14 protein-coding genes and 1 riboswitch are annotated in these 21,781 nt (G+C 56.4%); of the genes, 2 read left to right on the plus strand and 12 right to left on the minus strand.

Annotated features, from left to right (window positions below; all coding sequences use genetic code 11):
* Positions 1–105: 105 nt before the first annotated feature.
* From MJA45_RS21610 to MJA45_RS21625, 4 genes are all read right to left on the minus strand, one after another.
* Positions 106–705 (minus strand): 3D domain-containing protein, encoded by a 600-nt coding sequence (locus tag MJA45_RS21610; protein WP_315603969.1) that lies wholly within the window; start codon positions 703–705, stop codon positions 106–108.
* Positions 706–830: 125 nt separating this feature from the next.
* Positions 831–2,768 (minus strand): threonine--tRNA ligase, encoded by a 1,938-nt coding sequence (gene thrS / locus MJA45_RS21615; protein WP_315603970.1) that lies wholly within the window; start codon positions 2,766–2,768, stop codon positions 831–833.
* A gap of 342 nt (positions 2,769–3,110) precedes the next feature.
* Positions 3,111–4,034, minus strand: coding sequence for a putative sporulation protein YtxC (locus MJA45_RS21620; protein WP_315603971.1), 924 nt, complete (start codon positions 4,032–4,034; stop codon positions 3,111–3,113).
* Positions 4,035–4,249: 215 nt separating this feature from the next.
* Complete coding sequence (locus tag MJA45_RS21625) at positions 4,250–4,549, minus strand: hypothetical protein (protein ID WP_315603972.1); 300 nt, start codon at positions 4,547–4,549, stop codon at positions 4,250–4,252.
* Positions 4,550–4,744: 195 nt separating this feature from the next.
* Between MJA45_RS21625 and MJA45_RS21630 the strand changes: the two genes are divergently transcribed.
* Positions 4,745–5,731, plus strand: coding sequence for a hypothetical protein (locus MJA45_RS21630; RefSeq protein ID WP_315603973.1), 987 nt, complete (start codon positions 4,745–4,747; stop codon positions 5,729–5,731).
* A gap of 286 nt (positions 5,732–6,017) precedes the next feature.
* Here the strand turns inward: MJA45_RS21630 and mqnC are convergent, their stop codons facing one another.
* The 4 genes from mqnC to metA form a co-directional block, all read right to left on the minus strand.
* Positions 6,018–7,151, minus strand: coding sequence for a cyclic dehypoxanthinyl futalosine synthase (gene mqnC, locus MJA45_RS21635; protein ID WP_315603974.1), 1,134 nt, complete (start codon positions 7,149–7,151; stop codon positions 6,018–6,020).
* 156 nt (positions 7,152–7,307) lie between these two features.
* Positions 7,308–8,492 carry an aminotransferase class I/II-fold pyridoxal phosphate-dependent enzyme gene (locus MJA45_RS21640; protein WP_315603975.1) on the minus strand — a complete coding sequence of 395 codons (1,185 nt, stop codon included), beginning with the start codon at positions 8,490–8,492 and terminating at the stop codon, positions 7,308–7,310.
* On the minus strand, positions 8,492–9,658 hold the full coding sequence (locus MJA45_RS21645; RefSeq protein WP_315603976.1) for an aminotransferase class I/II-fold pyridoxal phosphate-dependent enzyme: 1,167 nt from the start codon (positions 9,656–9,658) through the stop codon (positions 8,492–8,494). Before MJA45_RS21645 ends, MJA45_RS21640 begins: the two co-directional genes overlap by 1 nt.
* Before the next feature lie 31 nt (positions 9,659–9,689).
* Positions 9,690–10,601: a homoserine O-acetyltransferase MetA gene (gene metA, locus MJA45_RS21650; RefSeq protein ID WP_315608077.1), complete on the minus strand. Its 912-nt coding sequence runs from the start codon at positions 10,599–10,601 to the stop codon at positions 9,690–9,692.
* A gap of 138 nt (positions 10,602–10,739) precedes the next feature.
* Positions 10,740–10,855: riboswitch (SAM riboswitch) on the minus strand.
* A 495-nt stretch (positions 10,856–11,350) separates the two neighbouring features.
* On the opposite strand from metA, the gene corA reads away from it, so the two are divergent.
* Positions 11,351–12,286 carry a magnesium/cobalt transporter CorA gene (corA, locus tag MJA45_RS21655; protein WP_315603977.1) on the plus strand — a complete coding sequence of 312 codons (936 nt, stop codon included), beginning with the start codon at positions 11,351–11,353 and terminating at the stop codon, positions 12,284–12,286.
* 177 nt (positions 12,287–12,463) lie between these two features.
* Here corA and MJA45_RS21660 read toward each other — a convergent pair whose 3' ends face one another.
* From MJA45_RS21660 to MJA45_RS21675, 4 genes are all read right to left on the minus strand, one after another.
* The gene (locus tag MJA45_RS21660) at positions 12,464–14,788 is read right to left on the minus strand and encodes a helix-turn-helix domain-containing protein (protein WP_315603978.1); all 2,325 of its coding nucleotides are present in this window, start codon (positions 14,786–14,788) and stop codon (positions 12,464–12,466) included.
* Between the two features lie 117 nt (positions 14,789–14,905).
* On the minus strand, positions 14,906–16,348 hold the full coding sequence (locus MJA45_RS21665; protein WP_315603979.1) for a sulfatase family protein: 1,443 nt from the start codon (positions 16,346–16,348) through the stop codon (positions 14,906–14,908).
* A 115-nt stretch (positions 16,349–16,463) separates the two neighbouring features.
* A complete protein-coding gene (locus tag MJA45_RS21670) occupies positions 16,464–17,900 on the minus strand; it encodes a sulfatase family protein (protein ID WP_315603980.1) in 1,437 nt (478 codons plus the stop codon).
* Between the two features lie 34 nt (positions 17,901–17,934).
* Positions 17,935–21,762 (minus strand): family 43 glycosylhydrolase, encoded by a 3,828-nt coding sequence (locus MJA45_RS21675; RefSeq protein ID WP_315603981.1) that lies wholly within the window; start codon positions 21,760–21,762, stop codon positions 17,935–17,937.
* Positions 21,763–21,781 lie beyond the last annotated feature (19 nt).

Consider the following 21,781-nt stretch of genomic DNA (forward strand, 5'->3'; position numbering starts at 1 on the left):
TTCACACTACAAAAGTGTACTACACTTTCCCCCTCTTGAAAACCCCAAAGGCCCGTCTGGCATCAAAAAACCTCCGCCGGAGATAAACTCCAGCGAAGGTTCTTCTTACAGCGGAGAGGCTTTGCCTTCCGGTTTCACGACTTTTTTGACGGCATTCAGCCGGTCCATCATCGCTTCGGTCACTTTGCCGTCTCCCCGCTTCAGCACGGAAACCTTGACCTTCTTCTTGCCCCACAGGTCGTATACCTGCTGCTTGGTATCGAAGTAGAGATCGATCTTGTAGCCTTTGATCAGGTTGCCCGTATCCGCCACAACGCCGTAGCCGTAACCGGGAATGTACAGAACGGTCCCCAGCGGGAAGACTCTCGGATCGGCTGCAATCGTCGAGAACAGATCCTTCCGGACCTTAACGCCCGAGAACGTGATGCCGTACTCCGGATGACCCGGGGATTTGCCTGTCGACTCCTTGCCCGCATAATAGCCGGTCGCGACCACCTCGACCGAATCGAGCTGCTTCAAGTCAAGCAGCGCGTAGATGTCCGGGTCCAGCTGCCCTTCTCCGGCCGGGGGACGGTCCTGGGGAACGGCCCATACCGGGCGGTCCTGGGAGTCCTTCCCGTACCAGCCGGCCAGAACGGCCGCGCCTATGGCCGCAGCCAGAAGCAGATGCCTTCCCGGTCGGGACGGACGTGTTGCTTTTTTCATTGTCGGATATAACCTCCCCTTGCAGGTAGAGCCGCCGATGCCTTAGGGGTCACCGGCCGGCGCTTCTACAGGGTAAGGTTTCCAAATCCGGCACATTTCATGCAAACGGCGGGAAGCTGCTCCGTTTAATGGCTTTTGCTGCGAATATCCTCGCTGATCAAGGCGATCGTGTCCTCCACGCTCTTCACCCCGATGTCACCCTCGCCGCGTTTGCGGACCGAGAAGGCTTCCGCCTTCACTTCATTCTCGCCCACGACCAGCATATAAGGGATTTTCTCGAGCTGGGCCTCGCGGATCTTATAGCCGAGCTTCTCGTTGCGCTGATCCGCTTCGGCGCGGATTCCCGCCTCCTGAAGCTTCTCCGTCACCTTCGAGACATACTCCTCGAACGCCGTCGAAACCGGGATGACGCGAGCCTGAACGGGTGCGAGCCAAGTCGGCAGAGCCCCGGCGAAGTTCTCCAGCAGGTAAGCCGTCATGCGCTCCATCGTGGAGATGATGCCGCGGTGAATGACAACCGGACGGTGCTTCTGGCCGTCTTCTCCGACATACTCGAGCTCGAAGCGCTCCGGCAGAAGGAAATCGAGCTGAGCCGTGGACAGCGTCTCTTCTTTCTTCAGGGCCGTCTTGATCTGAACGTCGAGCTTCGGTCCATAGAATGCGGCTTCTCCTTCGGCTTCGTAGTAAGGCAGGCCGAGCTCTTCCACTACCTCACGCAGCATGCGCTGGGACATTTCCCACATCTCGTCGTTCGGGAAGTATTTCTCCGTATCCTTAGGATCCCGGTAGGACAAGCGGAACCGGTAGTCCTTGATGCCGAAGTCCTCGTACACCTTGCGGATCAGGGCAATAACGCGGCTGAACTCCTCCTTGATCTGATCCGGTCGGCAGAAGATATGAGCGTCGTTCAGCGTCATCGCCCGTACCCGGTGAAGCCCCGTCAGAGCGCCGGACATCTCGTAGCGGTGCATCTGGCCGAGCTCGGCGATCCGCAGCGGCAGGTCGCGGTAGCTGCGCATGTCGCTCTTGTACACCATCATGTGGTGCGGGCAGTTCATCGGGCGAAGCACGAGCTCCTCATTGTCCATCACCATCTTGGGGAACATGTCCTCGTGGTAGTGGTCCCAGTGGCCGGAAATTTTGTACAGGTCGACATTCGCGAGAACCGGCGTATACACGTGGTGGTAGCCGAGCTTCTCTTCCAAGTCGACGATGTACCGTTCCATCGTGCGGCGGAGCTTCGCTCCGGCCGGCAGCCAGATCGGCAGGCCTTGGCCCACTTCACGGGAGAATGCGAAGATTTTGAGCTCACGCCCCAGCTTGCGGTGGTCCCGCTTCTTCGCCTCCTCGAGCAGGTGCAGGTGCTCGTCCAGCTGGGCTTTTTTAGGGAAAGCCGTTCCGTAAATACGCTGCAGCATCTTGTTCTTCGAGTCTCCCCGCCAGTAGGCGCCGGCGACACTAAGCAGCTTAAACGCCTTGATGCGGCCCGTCGACGGAAGATGCGGCCCCCGGCACAGGTCGAAGAATTCGCCCTGGTCGTAGATCGTGATGACGGCCTCCTCCGGCAGGTCCCGGATGAGCTCCAGCTTCAGCGGGTCTTCCATATGCGTGAAGATGCGGATCGCTTCCTCCCGGCTCACCACGCGGCGCGTGATGGGGAGATTCTCCTGCGTGATCTTCTCCATTTCCTTCTCGATCTTGGCCAGATCCTCGGAAGACACCGGCGTTTCCAGATCAATGTCATAGTAGAAGCCGTCCTCGATGACCGGTCCGATCCCGAGCTTGACGGCCTTCTCTCCGTAGAGGCGCTTGATGGCCTGCGCCATCAGGTGAGCCGTGCTGTGGCGGTAGACCTCGAGGCCTTCGTCGCTGTCGAGGGTCACAATCGCCACCTGGGCGTCTTCCATAAGCTCCGTGCTGAGGTCGACTACTTTCCCGTTAACTTTACCGGCTACGGCGTTCTTCTTCAGTCCCGGGGAGATGGACTCCGCCACCCGGTCGATGGAAGTCCCTTGGGCGTACTCTCTTACCGCTCCATCCGGCAGCGTTACTTTGATTACCATATTCCTTACCTCCGTTAGGTTTTATTGAACGCAAAAAAACGCATCTCTCCTCAAAGGGACGAGTGCGTTCGGCTCGTGGTTCCACCCTTGTTCGATCCGCAGGGCACACCATACGAATCCTCAGGCATTCGATATCGGGAATGAACCGGCGGTTCTTACTTTCCCGCGAAGGGCGGGGTTCAGACCGCGGCTGCAAAGGGGTAAATCCGCTGCTATCCGCAAGGAGCTTGCACCGGGTGCTCCTCTCTCTGGGCCGTTTCACAGGGGATCCATGTCTTTGGTCATCGCCATAGTCAGGTTATTAAGGATTTTGTTTAATTATAATGATCCGGCTGGCTCCGGTCAAGGGGATAGCTTTCCGGATTTTACCGGCCGGTTGTCCAGGCAGGACTTTCCCGCGGCACATTGGTCGCAAACCTTGGCTTTCTCGTCAAAAATTTGGAGGATCGTCTGGATCACCTGGAAGTCCGGGTTAAGGGTATGGATCAAAATGCTGCGGGGGGCTACCGTGATTAGGGTACTGACGATCAAGTCTTCAAAATTGAACTCCCGGTCCGGCGTCTCGATCGTAATGCCCGAGTCCTCGAGATCGGCCTGGATCGGCTCCATCTCTTCGTTGTAGAGGGTAAACTCATTGCCTTCCGTATGCACCAGGTGAACGGACATGATTTTGGCCTGCTGGATGAACACAAAATACTTCAACAGCGAAATGAATTCCTGGTACTGCTTATCCATCATGTACTCATCGACCGCATACTCCAGCATTTCCTGAAGCTCTTCCCGGTACTCCGGCAGCCGGAACAGAAGAAGGCCGTCCAGGTTGAAGTCCGGATTCTTCTTCATATGCTTCTCCAGCTCGGCTGCAAGAGCTTTTTCCCGACGGGTCACCGCTTCGGCCTTGCCCTTCGCCGGCTCCGGCTGAAAATCCGGGATTTCCCGGCAGTAGGCCACGATCCGCTCATGCTCGTCCGCTTCCTTATACTTGTACAGACGGGTGAGCATCGTCCGCAGCAGCCCGTCCTCCTTCTCTTGGACTATGTATTTGGCCAGGCTGGAGCTAACCGCTTTTATAATTTTTCTTTTGTCGCCCTGGGGCCAGGTAAGGCCTTCCGGCTGGAAACAAACCAGCTCCCGGTACCGGGAATAGGGCCGCCGGATAACCGAGAACCCGGAAGCTTCGGCTTTGGCCTGCTCCTCCAGTCTCTCATAAAGCCTATCGGCTGCGTCGTAGGACCCGGCCATCTGGACGATTGTTATGGATTTCATGCCCCTCACTCCTCTCCCTTGTTATAAAGCCCCATTCCTTTATTCTTATAAAGTATATGGCCGGGGATAGGAGGATATACGACGTAAAAAAAACCATATCGGGGTGGATTCGGGAAGTGCGACCGCGGTTAGCGGTAGTTTTTTATGCCGAGCGGATGTCGAGACCTTCACGGGATGACAGGCATCCGCTGCGGTATAGACAATAGTCCCCTATTTTAATGACCGTTGAGATTATTTTCCATTACAAAAAAATGTCCTAGAATGCCTAATACCCGAATATAATTGCTTGGTTCGTCAAAAATATTGGTCTTTGCCACCATAAACAGACCATAATCTTTTATCCCTTCGTTATACATATCACTAGTTCTATGAAAGCAACTATTGTTTGTATTTGGTTGACACATCACGCCATGGACTTCATTTAAATATCTGTGATATTTGTTGGAAGGATTTGTTTTAACCAACACAAAGGCAATTACGATTATTATTACTAATAGCAAAGGTATCTTTTTCATAATAAATAACCTCCAATATACAATTTGGTTAACTAAACGTAAGTTTTCCTCCTAATTTATCCTCCTTTTATTTGAAATAAATATTTATATAAGACTATCGATTTATAGTTAATTATAGCATTGCATATTTACAAATTATAGTATATGATTGAAACCTAAGAATATATTCCATTTAAAGGAAAGGAATGAAATTTTATGTTTAAAAGTAAAATATCAAGATCTTTGGTAACTGCTGTCGCTCTATTCTCAATTTTTCAAACTACTTGCCTGGCTGACTCACCTTTTGATCAGAAGAAATCTAAAATAGTAAACGTCTCTGATGTTTCAATTACGCTTCTAAGTGATGGAAGGATTAAGGGATTAGACAAACCAGAAAAACTTAGCAAGACGCAAAAAGCGGAAATTTTAAAGGTAATTCGATTTACTGAAGATGATGTAGCACAAATCCCTGATGAGTTACAAAATCAGTTACTCAAAGAAGGCGGGGTTAAGGTAGAAACTACAGCAAGTGATTTAATCCATACCTACACTGACTTAAATGGACAAGATCATATTGTTACTGATAATAACCAAGAAGAAATCGACGCAATTAAAGCCAATGATATGAAAACCTTAGCTGCTCAATCCGGAGAAATTACAACATTTGAGACGGGACTTGGCTCAGTACAAGAAGGTTCATTCTCGGCAAGAGGATATGTTACATATTTAGGAAAATCGTCAAATGGAATTGAATATAATTATAGCTATAAAACAATGTTTACATGGAGTGCACGTCCCGCATGGTATTTCGAAGATAAAATTGCACAAACTTGGCAGGGGAATACAACTAGCACCAACACTATTGGGGAGTATAAGGTAAATACTTTCTCAAGTAGCGGTAACCCTACGGGCACTTATTATTACGGATTAAAGGATGTAGACAGAAGCAGCGTATCTGGAACTACCGCTACTGTTGATATAGTTTATTTAGATGGTCAGCATGTCGGTTGGTTACAGGATAACGTAAAAATTCCTGTGGGTGGAAACGAAGGGACAACTGGTCAATTCGCTTCAGCTTATGCCCATTCATGGACAAACAACCTTATAGACATAATATTACAAAATTTGGGATTTCAATTTGAATCGGCCCCTGGTGATAAGTGGACTTGGAGAAATTCCTATATTATTGGACAGTGGTACTAAACCAGATTTTAAAAGTTGCTCTAATTGATAGAAAATAATTAATAGATAAGTTTTCTCAGCCCTTTTTGCTTCTACAAGAAGCTAGAAGGGCTTTATTGCGTTTAAGATTTAGTCATGGACTTAAATACTATTTCCATAAAACAAATGATATCGTGAGCAGTATCAACAGTGAAATGCAATTCACTGGACCTCGCTTATGTTCTCGTGCATTTGCCGCTAAGACAATTAATTAAGCACAAAAAAACCGGACCCCGAAATTCGGGATCCGGAGAATGGCCTGGTTCTGCTAGTTCTGCATGACGAAATCCTTGTCGACGGCTTCCGACTCGTCGTCGAAAACCCGCAGAATTTCGTAGCGCGTGTTCCGCTGGGCCGGGATTTTGCCGGCTTCACGGATCATCTGGAGCGTCGTGCCGATGTTGACCTTATGAGTGGTGCCGGCGGCCGAGACGACGTTCTCCTCGATCATCGTGCTGCCGAAATCGTTGCAGCCGTACTGCAGCGAGAGCTTGCCGATCTCCGGCCCCATCGTGACCCACGAGGACTGGAAGTTCGGCACGTTGTCGAGCATGATCCGGCTGACGGCCAGCATCTTGAGGTATTCCTCCGGCCCCGTCTTCTCCACGCGCATGTTCGTGTTGTCCGGCTGCAGCGGCCATAGGGCATTCGCCAGGAAGCCCTTCGAAGAGTAACCCGCCGCGAGGCACTTGTCCTGGGACTCGCGCACCCGGATCATATGCAGCGCCCGCTCCTCCATCGATTCGCCGAAGCCGTACACCATGGTCGCCGTCGTGTTCATGCCGACCCGGTGGGCCGTCTCCATGACGTCCATCCACTGGCGCCACGAGCCCTTCAGCTTGCTCACCTTGAAGCGGGTGCGGTCGTCGAGAATCTCGGCCCCGCCGCCCGGCAGGGAATCGAGCCCCGCTTCGTGCAGCTGGCGCACCACTTCCTCAAGGGTTAGGCCGGACACATCCACCATCTTCATGATCTCCGCCGGAGAGAAGGAGTGCATGATAATATCGAAGCGCTTCTTGATTTCGCGAAGCAGGTTCGTGTAGTAGGAGAACGGCAGGTCGGGATTCGTTCCCCCCTGCATGAGAATCTCCGTGCCGCCTACGTCCAGCGTCTCCTGGATTTTGCGGAAGATGGCCTCATCTTCCAGAACGTAGCCCTCTTTGGAGCCGGGTGCCCGGTAAAAGGCGCAGAACCGGCAGTACACGTCGCACACGTTCGTATAGTTGATATTACGTCCAATGACGAAGGTCGTGACCGGCTCCGGGTGCCACTTCTGCATAATCCGGTTGGCGGTATCGCCCATTTTCTCAATCTCATCCGATTCCAGCAGGCGAATCCCTTCCTCCAGGTCTACCCGCCGGCCGGCTAGCGCTTTCTCCAAAATACCGTCGATCGTACTCAAACGCGTTCCCTCCTGTCAATAAATCCTCTTACGTTTACAAGTCCGCAGCTTCTCTCCTCATCGTATCATAGAATGAAGCCGGCCGTCATGTCATCTTTGCGAACGAAAAAAGGCACAAGGATCCCCTTGTGCCCCGTTTCCCCGTCCAGCCGGCTCCTAACGGAGCGCCTGCTCCAGGTCGGCGATGATGTCTTCGATATCCTCCAGGCCGACGGAATAGCGGAGCAGGCCGTCGCCAATGCCTCTCTCGTGCCGCACTTCCTTTGGCATGGCGGCGTGGGACATTTTGGCCGGGTAAGACAGAATGCTCTCCACCGCTCCCAAGCTTACCGCCACCAGCGGGATGGTTACCTTGCCGAGCAGCTGTTTCGCCCTTTCCTCGGAGCCAACGTCAAAGGACACGACCGCCCCATAACCCTGGGACTGCTTCTCATGAATCTCGCGGCGGGGGTGTCCCTCGAGTCCCGGATAATAAACCTTCTCCACAGCGGGATGCGACGACAGCCACTCGGCCAAACGGCGGGCTCCCTTCTCCGAGAATTCCATCCGGGCCTGCAGCGTCTTCATCCCGCGGATGAGTAGCCAGGAATCCTGCATGCCGAGGACGTTCCCCAGCCCGTTCTGGATCTGCTTCATCCGGAGGCCGAGGCTGTCGTCCGCCGTTACGGCGAGTCCCGCCAGCACGTCGCTGTGCCCCCCGAGGAATTTGGTGGCGCTGTGCAGCACGAGGTCCACCCCTAGCTCCAGCGGACGCTGGTGATAAGGAGTCATGAACGTATTGTCGAGCATCGTGAGAAGCTGATGGGATTTCGCCCATTCCGTGATCTCGGCGATATCCGTTATTTTCAAAGTCGGGTTGGACGGCGTTTCCATGAACACCGCTTTGGTGTTAGGCTTAAGCGCCACCTTCACCGCCTCGAAGTCCGTCATGTCCACGAACGTGGTCTCCACGTTCATCCGGTTCATGATCGTCGTGAGCAGCCGGTAGGTGCCCCCATAGACGTCCTCCGTGCAGATGACATGATCGCCCGCCGACAGGAGCATGAATGCCGCCGAAATGGCCGCCATGCCCGAGGCAAAAGCAAACCCTCTCGCCCCGCCCTCCAGCTCGGCGATGTAATCCTCCAGCGCCTGGCGGGTCGGATTGCCCGACCGGGTATAGTCATATTCCGGAGGGTTGTCGAGCGAGAAATGATGGAACGTCGAGGCCTGATAGATCGGCACGCTGGCCGCCCCCGTGGTCTTGTCGATCTCTCCTCCGAAGTGAAGGAGACGGGTGGCGAATTTCCTGTGCTTGCCGGGGCCTGCCCCGTTCCCGCTTCCGTTTTCGTTTCCGGCCATTACGCTTCCCCCCCGTCGATCTCTTGACGGGCCGCCTCGAAGGCCTGCTCCAGATCGGCAATAAGGTCGTCCGCATGCTCGATCCCGACGGAGAAGCGGAGAAGCCGGTCATCGACGCCCACTTCACGGCGGATTTCCTCCGGAATATCCGCGTGCGTCTGCACCGCCGGATACGTCATCAGCGACTCCACGCCGCCCAGGCTCTCGGCAAACGCGATCAGCTGGATGTGGCGCAGAATCGGCTCTATGTACTCGGCCTTTTTCATTTTGAAGGAAAAGATGCCGGTATTTCCCGAGGACTGCTTGCGCTGGATGCTGTAGGCCGGATGACTCTCAAGACCGGGGTAAAAAACCTCGGCCACAAGCGGGTGCGACTCCAGATGGGACGCGATGCGAAGCGCGTTCTCCTGGTGGCGCTCCATGCGGAGAGCGAGGGTCTTCATGCCTCTCATGAGGAGCCATGAATCCTGCGGACCTAGCACCGCACCGATGGAGTTGTGCAGGAAGCCGATCTGCTCGGACAGCTCCTTGCCCTTCGTAACAATAAGCCCCGCGAGGACGTCATTGTGCCCTCCCAAATATTTGGTGGCGCTGTGAATGACGATATCCGCCCCAAGCTCCAGCGGACGCTGGAAGAACGGCGTGAGGAGGGTATTGTCCACGATCGTGAGAAGGTTATGCTTCTTCGCCCACTCCGCGGTCTGCGCAATATCCGTGATCATCATTAAGGGATTCGTCGGTGTCTCAATCAGCACCGCCTTGGTGTTCGGCTGGCGCTTGGCCTCCAGCCCTTCCAGATCGTTCGTGTCCACATAAGAAGCCGTAACCCCGAACCGGCTCATGATTTTCTCCAGCAGGCGGTAGGTTCCCCCATACAGATCGAGGGAAACGATAAGATGGTCTCCTTGCGAGAACAGAGCGAAAATGACCTGAAGGGCGGCCATTCCCGTGCTGCAGGCAAACCCCGCGTCCCCCGATTCAAGCCCGGCAGCGGCCTCTTCGAGAACCGCACGGGTCGGGCTTTTGGTCCGGGCATAGTCGAAGCCGGTGCTTTGGCCGAGCTTCGGGTGACGGAAGGCGGTGGCTTGGTAGACCGGGAAGCTTACAGCTCCCGTGACCGGCTCCGAGACGGAGCCGATCTGGGCTAAACGGCTTTCGATTTTCATAGGGATGGGATCCTCCTGAACGTGGGTTGAATTAGATGCTCCAGTCAAACGGCGTAGCTTGGTAGACGTAGTAGTTCAGCCAGTTGGAGAACAGCAGATTCCCATGCCCCCTCCATAGGGTCATCGGCGACTTGGACGGATCGTCGTTCGGGTAATAGTTTTTGGGAATCGCGATGTTCATGCCTTTGTTGATGTCGCGGTCGTACTCCCATTTAAGCGTGTTCGGATCGTATTCGGCATGCCCTGTGGCGAAGATCTGCCGGCCGTCCTTCGAGGCGACCAGGTAGACGCCGGACTCCTCGGACTCGGAGAGAATCTCCAGGTCCCCGCACTTCTCGAGGTCCTCGCGGACAATGTCCGTATGGCGGGACTGCGGAACGTAGAACACGTCGTCGAAGCCTCTCAGCAGCTTGACATTATTTTTGGACACCGAATGCGGGAATACCCCGAAAACCTTATGATCAAGCAGCTGCTTCCGCACTCCGAAATGGTGATAAAGTCCGGCCTGGGCCGCCCAACAGATATGCAGCGTCGAGGTTACGTTGCTGCGGGACCAGCTCATGATGTCCTTCAGCTCTTCCCAGTAGGTTACATCCTCGAATTCGTAGGTCTCTACTGGCGCTCCGGTAATGATCATCCCGTCGAAATGCTGGTCGCGGATGTCGTCGAACGTTTTGTAGAAGGCGGCCAGATGCTCCGGAGAGGTGTTCTTGGACGTGTGGGTTTTCGGGTGCAGCAGCACGAATTCCACCTGGAGGGGCGTATTTCCGATCAGACGCAAAATTTGCGTTTCCGTCGTCTCCTTCGTCGGCATGAGGTTCATGATGGCTATTTTGAGCGGGCGGATGTCCTGATGGAACGCCACGGTTTCGTCCATTACGAAGATGTTCTCGTTGTTCAGAATTTCTTTGGCCGGCAGGGAATCCGGTATTTTGATCGGCATCGAAGTCACTCTCCATTCTCCTCGCGGGCTTAGGCCGGAGGGAGTCGTTTAAGTTGGGCCAGGGCTTGCCTGGCGGGGGGAAATATAGAAAAGACCTTTCCCGGACGAGAAAGGTCATAGCAAACAAAGCGATGTCCTCTCTCATCTCTCAGGAAATCATCCTGCAAGAATTAGCACCGTGCGCCCCTTGCGAACAAGGTTTGCCGGTTGCCGGGTGTCATCGGGCCAGTCCCTCCACCTACTCTTGATAAGAAAAGTCGTAGTATTCAATTGGCGGGACCAGCTGCAGTCTGGATCCCGGATAATATCTTTACTGTATAAGAAAAATATAGACACGTCAAGAGTAACGTTCGGATAGGTTTCGCCATATGGTATAGGGCCGTCCTACTTTTTGGGGGACCGTTCTGGCCGGTTTTCCTCCCCTTGGAGAACCGATAAAGGCCCGCCGCGGCCCATCTTGCAGGGAACAGGGAGGCACGTTATACTTAGACAGTATTGACAACTTGGCCAAAAAAGGGGTGCTAACACATGGAAGGGGACCGACCGAGGAGTACCTGCTCCGCAAGCCATCACCGAGAAACCGAATACAGCCGGTACCCGCACATGCTGTAGAATCCCGTGCGCGCCGGCTGTTTCTTCCCTTTGATGACTGAAGAAAGGGTCTTTCTTCGCGATTCCAACGGTAAACGCCCACTCGCTTAGGAGTTGAGGGCGCTTTTATCCTTGTGCACAAAAGGAGAGTGAAACAGATGAAGGCACGTTTGGTACAGAACGGAATTTTTACGGTTATCGACGATGTAACCGTGGCGGTCACCCCGCCGGAGAACGGGTTTTACTGGATCGATGCCGAAGTGGAGGACCTCGAGGTGCTCCAGCCGTTGTTCCATCTTCACGACCTGGCGGTCGAGGACTGCCTGACCGAAGAGGAGCAGCGGCCGAAGATCGAGCTCTACGACTCGCACTATTTTATTGTCATCAACAGCATCCGCTTCGACGACGAGGAAATTTTTCTCCGCTCGCTTAACATGTTCCTCGGGAAGCATTTCATCATTACGGTAACGAAGCAGAAAATAAATGAAATCCGCAAGCTGAAGCCCGTTCTGTGGGAAGAGGAAGTCAACTCGCCCGACCGCTTCATGTACCACCTGGTGGATCTGGTGGTCGATAATTACTTCATCGTCGGCGACCGGATTGAGGCGCGGATCGAGAAGCTCGAGGAAGACATCCTCATGAACACGAAGAAGTCCCACTTGAACGAGATCATCGGGCTGCGGAGTGAAATTCTGTGGCTGAAGAAGTCGCTCGGCCCCCAAAGGGAGCTGATCGCGACCTTGAACCGCAAGGAGCTGCGGCTTATCCACGATCAGCTCCAGAAGTATTTCGGGGACATTTACGAGAATGCGGTCAAGATCTCCGAAACCTTCGATACGTTCCGCGATCTGATGGCGAACCTTAGAGAGGCTTACCAGTCCTCCCTGTCCAACCGGGCGAACGAAATCATGCGGATCTTTACCGCGCTGACCACCATCTTCATGCCCTTGACGTTCATCACCGGGATCTATGGAATGAACTTCGACGACCTGCCCGGCAAGCATCTACCCGGAGGCGACTATCTCGTGCTGGGCGGGATGCTCTTCCTCGGAGCGGCCATGTACTTCTTCTTCAAGAAGAAGGAGTGGCTGTGACCATGGCGAAGACGCGGTCCTTGCCGCGGTGTATATAATGCCTTATCCGGCAACTCTGTTGGTGAGAACCCCCTTTATGCGCGCGAATTTCACTAGGAAAGCAGAACTTCATTTGCGGATAAGGCAATAGAAGCAGCCCGCCTCACCGAGAGGCCGGCTGCTTTTTTGCGTCCGGGATTAGGCACGGAATGAGCTCCGGTAGGCCGTCGCGCTGATGCCGTGAACGCGCTTGAACGCCCGGCCGAACGTATTGGCGGAATGGTAGCCGATCGCCTGCACGATATCGCTGACCGGCATATCCCCTTCGCACAGCAGCTCTTTGGCCTTCTGCATGCGGAGGGATTCCAGATACTCGGAGAAGGTCACCCCGGTCTGCTCTTTGAAAAACCGGGACAGGTAAGCCTCCGACAGCTCAAACCGGTCCGAGATGCCCGCGAGGGACAAGTCCGGCTGGACATAAGCCTGCTGAATGTGCTCGAGGATGAGCTGAATCAGCTCGTTGTTGCCGCTCTTCTTCCGCTTGTTAACCGCCGCGGCCATGCGTCCCAGCGTGTCCTCCAGGTGAGCGTAGCTTCCTTTGAGATCTTGCTGAACCGCGGCTTCGATCCGGTCGAACTGAATGAATTCGAAGCCGTCCGCCTCTTCCACGGCGGCGATCTGGTCCCGGATTTTGACCGTCGTGCTCCAGAGCTCATAGACGAACAGCCGCAGCATAGGCTGGGCCAGCTTGCGGCCGCGAAAATTCTCCTCGTACAGCTCCTTCAGCAGCTCCTTCAACGGCTCCTCTCCTCCCGCTTTCACGAGGTTCATGAGGCGCAGCTCCGTTTCGGCCGGATAAGAGAAGCTGTCGTTGGACTTCGGCACCTGCTCGAACCAGATAACCGGAGAGCTCGGATTCCAGGCATAGTAAGTCAGGGCCTGCATCGCTTCCTCCCGTGACCGGGCAGCCTCCATCAGCGATTCGGCGAACTGGCCGATCCCGACCACCGGATGGATGGAGAAGGTTTTGTTCAGTTCCACCAGCAGACGGACGACAAAGAAGCTTAACCGGTCCTTGCAGGCGGACAGCTCCCGCCCCGGCAGGGCAAACAGAACTGCCATATGCCGTTCATCGAGCTGGTGGACATGCCCCGTGCCGTTAAGCATACCCCGCATCGTTTCCGTCGTAATCAGGCTTTCCATGCCGAGCTTCTCATACCGGTCCCGGCCGGAATCCTTGTCCGGCTCCTGAAACTGGAGAACGGCAACGGCATAGGTATCTCCGGATAACCGGATGCCGATAGGCTCCATAACGCTTTCGATTTCCTCCGGGCTAAGGAATTCCCCCTTAAGCAGCCGGCTGAAGAAAGAGGCTTGGAGAAAAGGGATCTGCTGCTGAAGCTTGACCTGCAGCTCCTCATTGCGGTCAAACAGCCGCGCGAAGGAGGTATGAATCAAGCTGAAGGCATCGGAGGCCTCGGGCCGCGATGATCCGAAGCGTTCGGTGATCGTCGCCACCAGCCTCCGGATCGGCCTGGCGTTGCGGTAGGCCAGGAACAGGGAGATCAGGCAGCCGATCAGCAAGGTGATGCCCGCCACGAGGTACTGCATCCGTTTGATGTAATAGACCTTCTCGAGAACGGTGCGCTCCGGCTGGATCACCACGTAGGACCAGCCGTTCCGGGAGGACGTCGTATACGTAACCATCATCGGCTGGCCGTCGATGAACCGTTCCATCACGCCTTCCGGCGACGGAAGGGTCAAGGTGGAGTCGGGGCGCGTCCCGCTGTTGGATACATAGCTGATGATCTCCCCGAAAGGATTGGAGATATACGCATAGCCGCCGTTGGAGAGATCGAAGGCGGACAGAATTTTTTGAAATTCGGTGTGATCGATAATAATGGCTAAGGAAGCAAGACTGTTTCTCGGGTAACCGAGGGAATGCATCAAGGTAACGACAGAGGTGGACCTTCCGTTGTACAAAGCATCGGCGACCGGAAGAAATTGCTGCTGGCGGAAAGTCCGCAGGTAGCCCGCTTCCCATTGCTCGAACGTCTGCCCCGAATAGGTAAGCGTATGAGCGTAGAAATCCTTTACCGTGGCCGTCAGCTGGTTGTTCATGACGATGCCGCTTTTGTGGAAGAAGACGTAGTACCCCAGGATGAAATTGTTGGTGATGCCGAAGCTGTAGAGCTGGTTGCGCAGCTCGATGGTCTTCAGCGTGTCCTCCCCTTGAAGAGGATGGTCTAGATGCTGAAAGCGGGCCACCTCGGGGTTTTCTTCGAGCTGCCGGACGATGGAGAGCACTTCCGTAAGACGCATATCCAGCGTGGCTTTGCTCTGCTCCAGCAGCCTCATGTTCGATTTGCGCGAATCGGTCTCCAGCATGGTGACCGTCTGGTGGTAGATAAAGGAGCCGACAAGCAGGGAAAAAAGAAGAATGAGGAAATAAGGAAAAAAGAAGGAAAGAAGCAGACGGACTCTTTCGGAAGGATTCCCCTTGCGTACCATTAAACGTGCCATTCCAACCTCCGTTAAGCGCTTGCAGGTACCTTAATAGTAATGGCCCATTTTTTGGGTGTCAATTGGTAACAACAAAAAACCCGATCATTACGATCGGGTTACTACAACTTAACCTTCTTACCAGGGAGCTATCCGCTCCGGGAGAGGGTCTACCGTTTCGGCCATGCGGTCGCACAGCAGATCCAGCAGCTCCGTTTTGGTCTCCCGGTAAGCCGGGTCCTTCCAGCGGTTGACCGTTTCCTGCGGATCGCGGATCAGGTCATACAGCTCCCCTTCTCCGCGCCGGTGGTACTTCACGAGCTTATGGGTTTCGGTTCGGACCATGGTCGCGAACGCCCCGATACCGCCCTGCTTGAAATTGGCGTTATAGTATTCGCAATAAACGCTCTTGCGGTGCTCTTCCCCGTCCTGCCGGCCGGTCAATAGAGGCCATAAGGACCGCCCCTGCATCCCCGGGTAAACCGGCAGGCCTGCCGCTTCCATTAAGGTAGGGGCCAGATCGACGAGCTCCGCCAAAGCGGGGACGCGGACGTTCTCCCGGACTAGACCGGGCATGGACACGATAAGAGGAACCTTCACCGACGGCTCATAGAAGTGCGGCCCTTTCAGGTACATTCCGTGATCCCCCAGCAGCTCCCCGTGATCGGACATGAAAATCACCAGCGTATCCTCGGCTTGACCTGTCTGTTCCAGCGCCTCGAGGATGCGCCCGACCTGCTCGTCGATCAGCTCCACCATCGCCCGATACGCGGCCCGTATCGCCCGGTGGTCCTCCGCCTTCATCTCCGCATACGGATATTCCCTCGGATTGCCGTAGGCGCCTTTGTGATCGTACTGCTGAAAATAGCTCTTCTCCGCGAGCTCCCCTTCCCGGTAATTCGGCAGCGGCATGTCCTCCAGCCGGTTGACATACCGCTTCATAGCCTCCTTCGGCGGGTCGAACGGATGGTGAGGATCGAACAGATTGAGCGAGAACAGCCAAGGCCGGCCGCTGTCCTGCATCGTCTTGATAAATTCGATCGTCTTGTCCGCGCACCAGGCCGTCTGGTGGTCTTCGGCATCCATGCCGTAATGGACATAAGCGGACTCGTCGGAAGGAACGGTGCGGTACTTCCTTCCCTTTGCTTTCAGCCAGGCCTGGTATTCATTCATCGGCCACTGCGGAAAAGGGTCGTGCGACCAGTGAAACCGGACATACCCGTCGTCGATCCGGCGCTCGGTCACCGGCGCGGCGGAAGGATGGCACGCGGAGAGATGGAGCTTCCCCGCCAGCCCGCAGACATAGCCCGCGTCCGCCAGAAGGCGGGTCACCAGCTTCTCGTCTTCGGGAATGTTCTGGCCGTTCTGGCGGCATCGCGTCGTTCGCGGATAACGCCCGGTCAGGAACGATGCCCGGCTCGGGGTACAGACGGGCGACTGGCAGAAGGCGTTCTCCATCCGCACGCCCTTCTCCGCCAGCCCGTCGATATTAGGCGTGGAGATGTCTTTATTCCCATAGCAGCCGAGCGTATCGGTCCGCTGCTGATCCGTACATATCCAAAGAATGTTAGGTTGTTTCATAAGTACCTCCTGGAAGAAGCAAGCCCCGCTCCCGACGGAGGCAGGGCTGGCTGTAAGTAAGAGCGGCGGGCTTTCCCACCGCCCGCCGAGCTGCCGAATTCTAGAGCCGAAGACGTCACCACGGGGCGATCCGCGGCGGCAGCGGGTCCATCGTCTCGGCCAGCCGGTGGCACAAACGCTCCAGCATGCCGAGCTTAAGGGCCACTCGGTCCGGGGAATGCCACAGGTTCACGAACTCGCACGGATCGTTCTCCAGGTCGTACAGCTCCCCTTCCCCGGCCCCATCGTACAGCACGATTTTGGCGGAGGAACTGCGGACCATCAGGCTGTACCCTCGTCCCGCAAAATCCTTGACGGTTTCATAGGCTTCGCAGTAAACATCCTCGCGGTGCTCCTCGGTCCGGCCGCTAAGCAGGTCGAGCATCGATTTTCCCTGCATGCCAGGGTAGACCGGAAGGCCGGCCGCCTCCAGCAGGGTCGGAGCCAGATCGATCAGCTCCACCATCGTCTGTGCCCGTGTCGAAGCCGGGAAACGCCCGGGCCAGGAAACGATGAGCGGAACGCGGACGGAAGGTTCGTAGAAATGCGGTCCTTTCAGGTAGACGCCGTGGTCTCCTAGCAGCTCCCCGTGATCGGACATGAAAATGACGATCGTGTCCTCCAGCTGCCCGGAGCGTTCGAGGGCGTCCAGCATGCGCCCGACCTGGTCGTCGATTAACTCCACCATCGCCCAGTACGCCGCCGTCAAGAAGGCGTGGTCGGAAGGGGCCATGCGGGCAAACGGATACAGCTTGGGATTGCCGTAAGCCCCCTCATGGTCGAGGCGCTGGTAGCTCGTCTTCGAGGCCAGCTCCCCCTCCTCGTAACGGGGAGCTGGAAGCTGATCGAGCTTATCCAAGTATTTCCGGAGATAAGCTTCCGGCGGGTCGAACGGGTGATGGGGAGCGAAGATATTGACCGAGAACAGCCAAGACTGGTCCTTCCCCTCATGGGCGTCGATGAACTCGATCGCCTTCTCCGCGCACCATGCCGCCTGATGGTCCTCTGCATCCGGCCCGTACACCACGTATTCGCAGCCATCCACCGGCCGGGTCGAATAAGCCTTTCCTTTTGACCGCAGCCATTGGCTGTAGGCATTGGTCGGCCAGTCATCGGCGGGATGATGGGACCAGTGGAACTGGTCGTAGCCGTCCTCGATCCGCCGTTCGGTCCCGTGGCAGTGTTTCGGAAAGCAGGTCGACAAGTGAAGCTTGCCGGCCAGCCCGCACGTATACCCTCCGTCGTGAAGAAGCTTGGTGACCAGCACCTCCGTCTCCGGAATATTGGCCCCGTTCTTTCGCAGCCCCACCGTCCGCGGGTAGCGGCCGGTCAGGAAGCTTCCCCGGCTCGGTGCGCAAACGGTGGATTGGCAGTAAGCCTGCTCGAACAGCACGCCCTGCCGGGCGAGACGGTCGATATTCGGCGTGCGGACCGCCTCATTTCCATAGCAGCCCAAGGTATCAAAGCGCTGCTGATCGGTACAAATCCATAGTATGTTCGGTTTCCTGCTCAACCTTTTTCCTCCTTCTCTCCCACATGCACGAGCTTTACGGGTTATGCGGGACGGTCACAATCGCTTCCGCCGTCGCGGAATGGCCGGCAGCATCGGTGACCGTGTAGGTGACGGTATAGATTCGTCCCGTACCCGTGCCTTGCCTTTCTGCGCGAAGCTGGAATTCCGTTGCCGGCGTATCCAGCTCTGCCCGGATATCTCCCTCCCCGCTGTCCGGCTCGCTGCTTGTGATCGAGGTCAGCTTAACCGACTCGACTCCCGACAGGGAATCTCCGGCAGCCGGCACGGCACGGACGGTGACCAGCTTATGATTAGCCGGCCACAGCCGGGTGGTGTCCAGCTGAAGAGCAAGCGTCGGTGCCGTTAGATCCACCTGGAAGGCCAGAGTCTGCTCCGGCTCCACATTGCCGGCGAGGTCGGTGCTGCGGTAACGGAGCGTATACCGCCCTTCTCCGAACGCCGGAAGAGAGCCGGTCCATTCCTTCCATTCCCCGCCGTTCACCTGATACTCGGTCTTGGCCACACCGGAAAGGCCGTCCTCGGCCGATAAGGTAACGGTGACCTCCGACGTGTACCAGCCATTCTTGCCGTCAGGCTCCGAAGGGCTGGTTGCCCCTCTGGTAACAGGCGGCGTCCGGTCGATCGTCACTTCCGCTGTGCCGGTTATTCCCGAGCCGTCCAGCGCCCGGGCGGTCACCTTCACTTTCCCGTCTCGAAGCCCGGTCAGAAGGCCCGCGTCATCGATGACCGCCAGGCCCGTCTCTCCGCCATCAGGGTCATTCACGCTCCAGGCGACCCGCTTGTCGTCCGCCTCCTCCGGCAGAACCGCCGCCTGCATCTGCAGGGTTCTTCGCTCGCCGCTGATCACGGAGGCCCCATTCTCCCCTGTCACGGTTATGGCCTGCACGAGCTTCGGTACATTCCTTACCTCCATCGGCAAGAGAAAGTCTGCCGCATGGATGGCTGTTCCCAGCGCCGTCACGAGCCTTGCTTCTTCCAGGCCGATCGAGCCGGACTGGGTGTGGGCCACCTCCTTGGCCCGGAAGCGAAGCTTCAGCAGATCGGACAATCCCAGCAGGCCGGTGGGGCTCGATGCCTGAAGCCGCAGCTCTCCCGGAGCCATGCGGTAAACCGCAGCGCTCACCGTATCGCCGTGCAAATTCTGAAAGGAATCGTATTCCAGCCATGCCGGGTCATACCGCAGCGTCATCTCCGCCGACTGGATGCTTTGACTGGAGCCGGTTGTCGGGTTGCTTAGCTGAACCCCTACCTCAAGCGGCTGCCCTTCGTCCACCGTTCCGCTGCCCGTCAGCCGGACGGCGGGTCTCGTCTTCGTGAGATTAAGCGTCAGGATAGCATCGTCCCCCGCATCAAATTCGAACGTGAGGGCCGTTTGGGTATTCAGCTGAGCGTCCTGGTTTTTGGAGAGAACCATAATTTCCGAAATTCCCGCACTCCCTCCCGCTTCCTCAAGCTCGTCAGCGATCACTTTCACCCATTTCACTTTCTTCTCCGGGAAGGTGGCGATGGCCGCCGCTCCCGGCTCCGAAGGGAAGGTGAGCGGAAGAACCTGCCCGTCGTCGAACAACAGGTGGCCCAAACGAATCCGGCGGTTGGGAACGGCGCTGTCATACACGCTGACGCCGTAAATTGGCTGGGCCTGCTGCCACTCCAGCTTCGCCCAGGCGCCCGGCCCTTCCCCGCTTGCCCATTCGTACTGCTCGAACCGCTGGTAAATGCCGATTTCCCCGTCCGTCAAGGCGTCCGGCCGGTACGGCGCCTGGGTCGAGCTGACCGTTACCGCCGCTTGCGGGGCAATGTTGGCAATCCCCCTTACTCCCGAGGGCATCGGCTGGTTCGTCAGCGTCGGTCCGTTGACATAGATCGTCCCGTCCTCCCGGAAGCCCATGCGGTCGATGTAGATCTGCCGGTTCCCTCCGGCCAGGATGGGATCGACATGCGTGTGGTACACCATGATCAGCTCTTGACCGTCCGGCGATTTGGCAAAATGGTGATGCCCCGGTCCCGAGATGATCCCCACCCATTCCTCGCGGCTCAGGATGGGGTTGTTCCCGTACTTCACGAATGGCCCCATGGGGTTCGTGGAGGTCGCATACCCGACGGAGTATTGCGGCCTTGCGTAGCTGTTGGCGGAGTACATGAGGTAGTAGAGCCCGTTGTGCTTGATCATCTCCGGGCCTTCGTTCCAGATCATGTTCTCCGGCAGAGACTGAAGCTCCCAGTCCTGCTCCGCCTTGATCAGGAAGATGGGATCGCTCTTCAGCGAGATCATGTCGTCGTTCAGCTCCGCCACATAGGTCCAGCTCTGCTTCAAGCCGTCGACTTCGTTGTGGGAGGCCGCCCTCGAGAAGTACAGGTACTTCCGGCCGTCGTCATCCTGGAAAAGATGGCCGTCGATATGCGGAAACTGCTGATGAATGGGATGCCCGATATCCTTAAAAGGCCCTGTCGGGGAATCGCCTATGGCGACGCCGACGTACTTTTTATCTGCGGAATCTCCGATGCTGGCCGTGTAATACATGTAATACTTGCCGTCATGCTCCACCACCTCGGGCGCCCAATAGGCGGATTTCCCCCAGGTGCCCTCCGGCCAGACGCTTCCAGCGAGCTCCCAATGAAAGAGATCGGTGGAGGACCACACTTTGAAGCCGGACGTCGGATACAGATAGTATCGTCCGTCGGATGCTTTCAGAACGGAGGGATCGGCCGAGAAGCTCGAGGGATGGGCGTTGGAGTAGAAAAGGTCCTCGACATCGCCGCTCACGGCCTGCTCGATGGCCTGCAGGGCTTCCTTATGCAAAACGACCCGGCTGCCCTCGAACGTATAATCCACTCCCTCCTGCAGCTTCTCGCTCCCATGCCGGATGGCGGTCACCCGGTTGCCGTTAGAATTAAATTCCACAGGAGTATCCTCCGGGGAATCCAGGTAGAAGCTCGCTTCCTTGGCGGCCAAGGTACTCGACTCGGACAAATCCTTGTAGATCTTGACGTTATCGAGGTACAAGCCCTCGGGTCCGTAGATTTTGTTGGCCAGCCCCACGTGGAGCAAGCCGTTCTCGGCAAAATCAACCCTCAGCTTCCCGGGCACATTGTACTCATAGCTTGCCGTCAGCACCTCGGTCTCTTTGTCGTACACCTGGGTCTTGAACAGGCCCGTTTCCGTATTCACGGTCAGCCTTACCCGGTACCAGCGGCTGCTTTCCACCTGCCCGATGCTCTGATCATTAGGAAGCCGGACATTACCGTTCGGCTGAATCCTCAGGGAGGGCTCCACCCCGCTGATGACCTGCTGGATATCGTCCCTGAGGGCGATGGGGCTGTTGGCCTCCAGATACAGCTTCACTTCCTGCTTCCCCGGGTTGTACACGTCCGCTTCGTAGACGATGCGTCCCTTCTGCGGCTCCTTGAAAACAAAGCCGACCAGACGGTTAACATCGTTATTGGAGCTGCGGACCCAGAGCACCTTATTGGGCCGGGAGGCGGTGACCGGGTCGTCCACCAGATCCACGTTCAGGGTATAGTTGCTGGCCCGGATGGCGGGCTTGAACGAGACGGCGTCATTCATCTTCAGCTGCACATAGGTGCTGGGCAGATTGCCGGCACTCCGCCTGTCGGTCAGAGCGATACTCGACGGGGTGACGCTGATCTGCTTGCTGTTGGAGGGATCGGCGGCATCCTGGCCGATCCTCTCCAAAGCCGTAAATTGGAGCTTGTCGAAGCTCTCCTGAAGCAGCACCTCCTCCTTCGGGGAGGCGTGCGCGGGACCGGCAGCCGGAAAGGGCCCCGCCAGGCAGGACAGGACGAGAGCTAAAGACAGTGACTTACCAAGCCATCGGTTCATTCCCTATCCCCCTATTCTT

The sequence above is a fragment of the Paenibacillus aurantius genome (genome assembly GCF_032268605.1).
Taxonomy (GTDB): domain Bacteria; phylum Bacillota; class Bacilli; order Paenibacillales; family NBRC-103111; genus Paenibacillus_AO; species Paenibacillus_AO aurantius.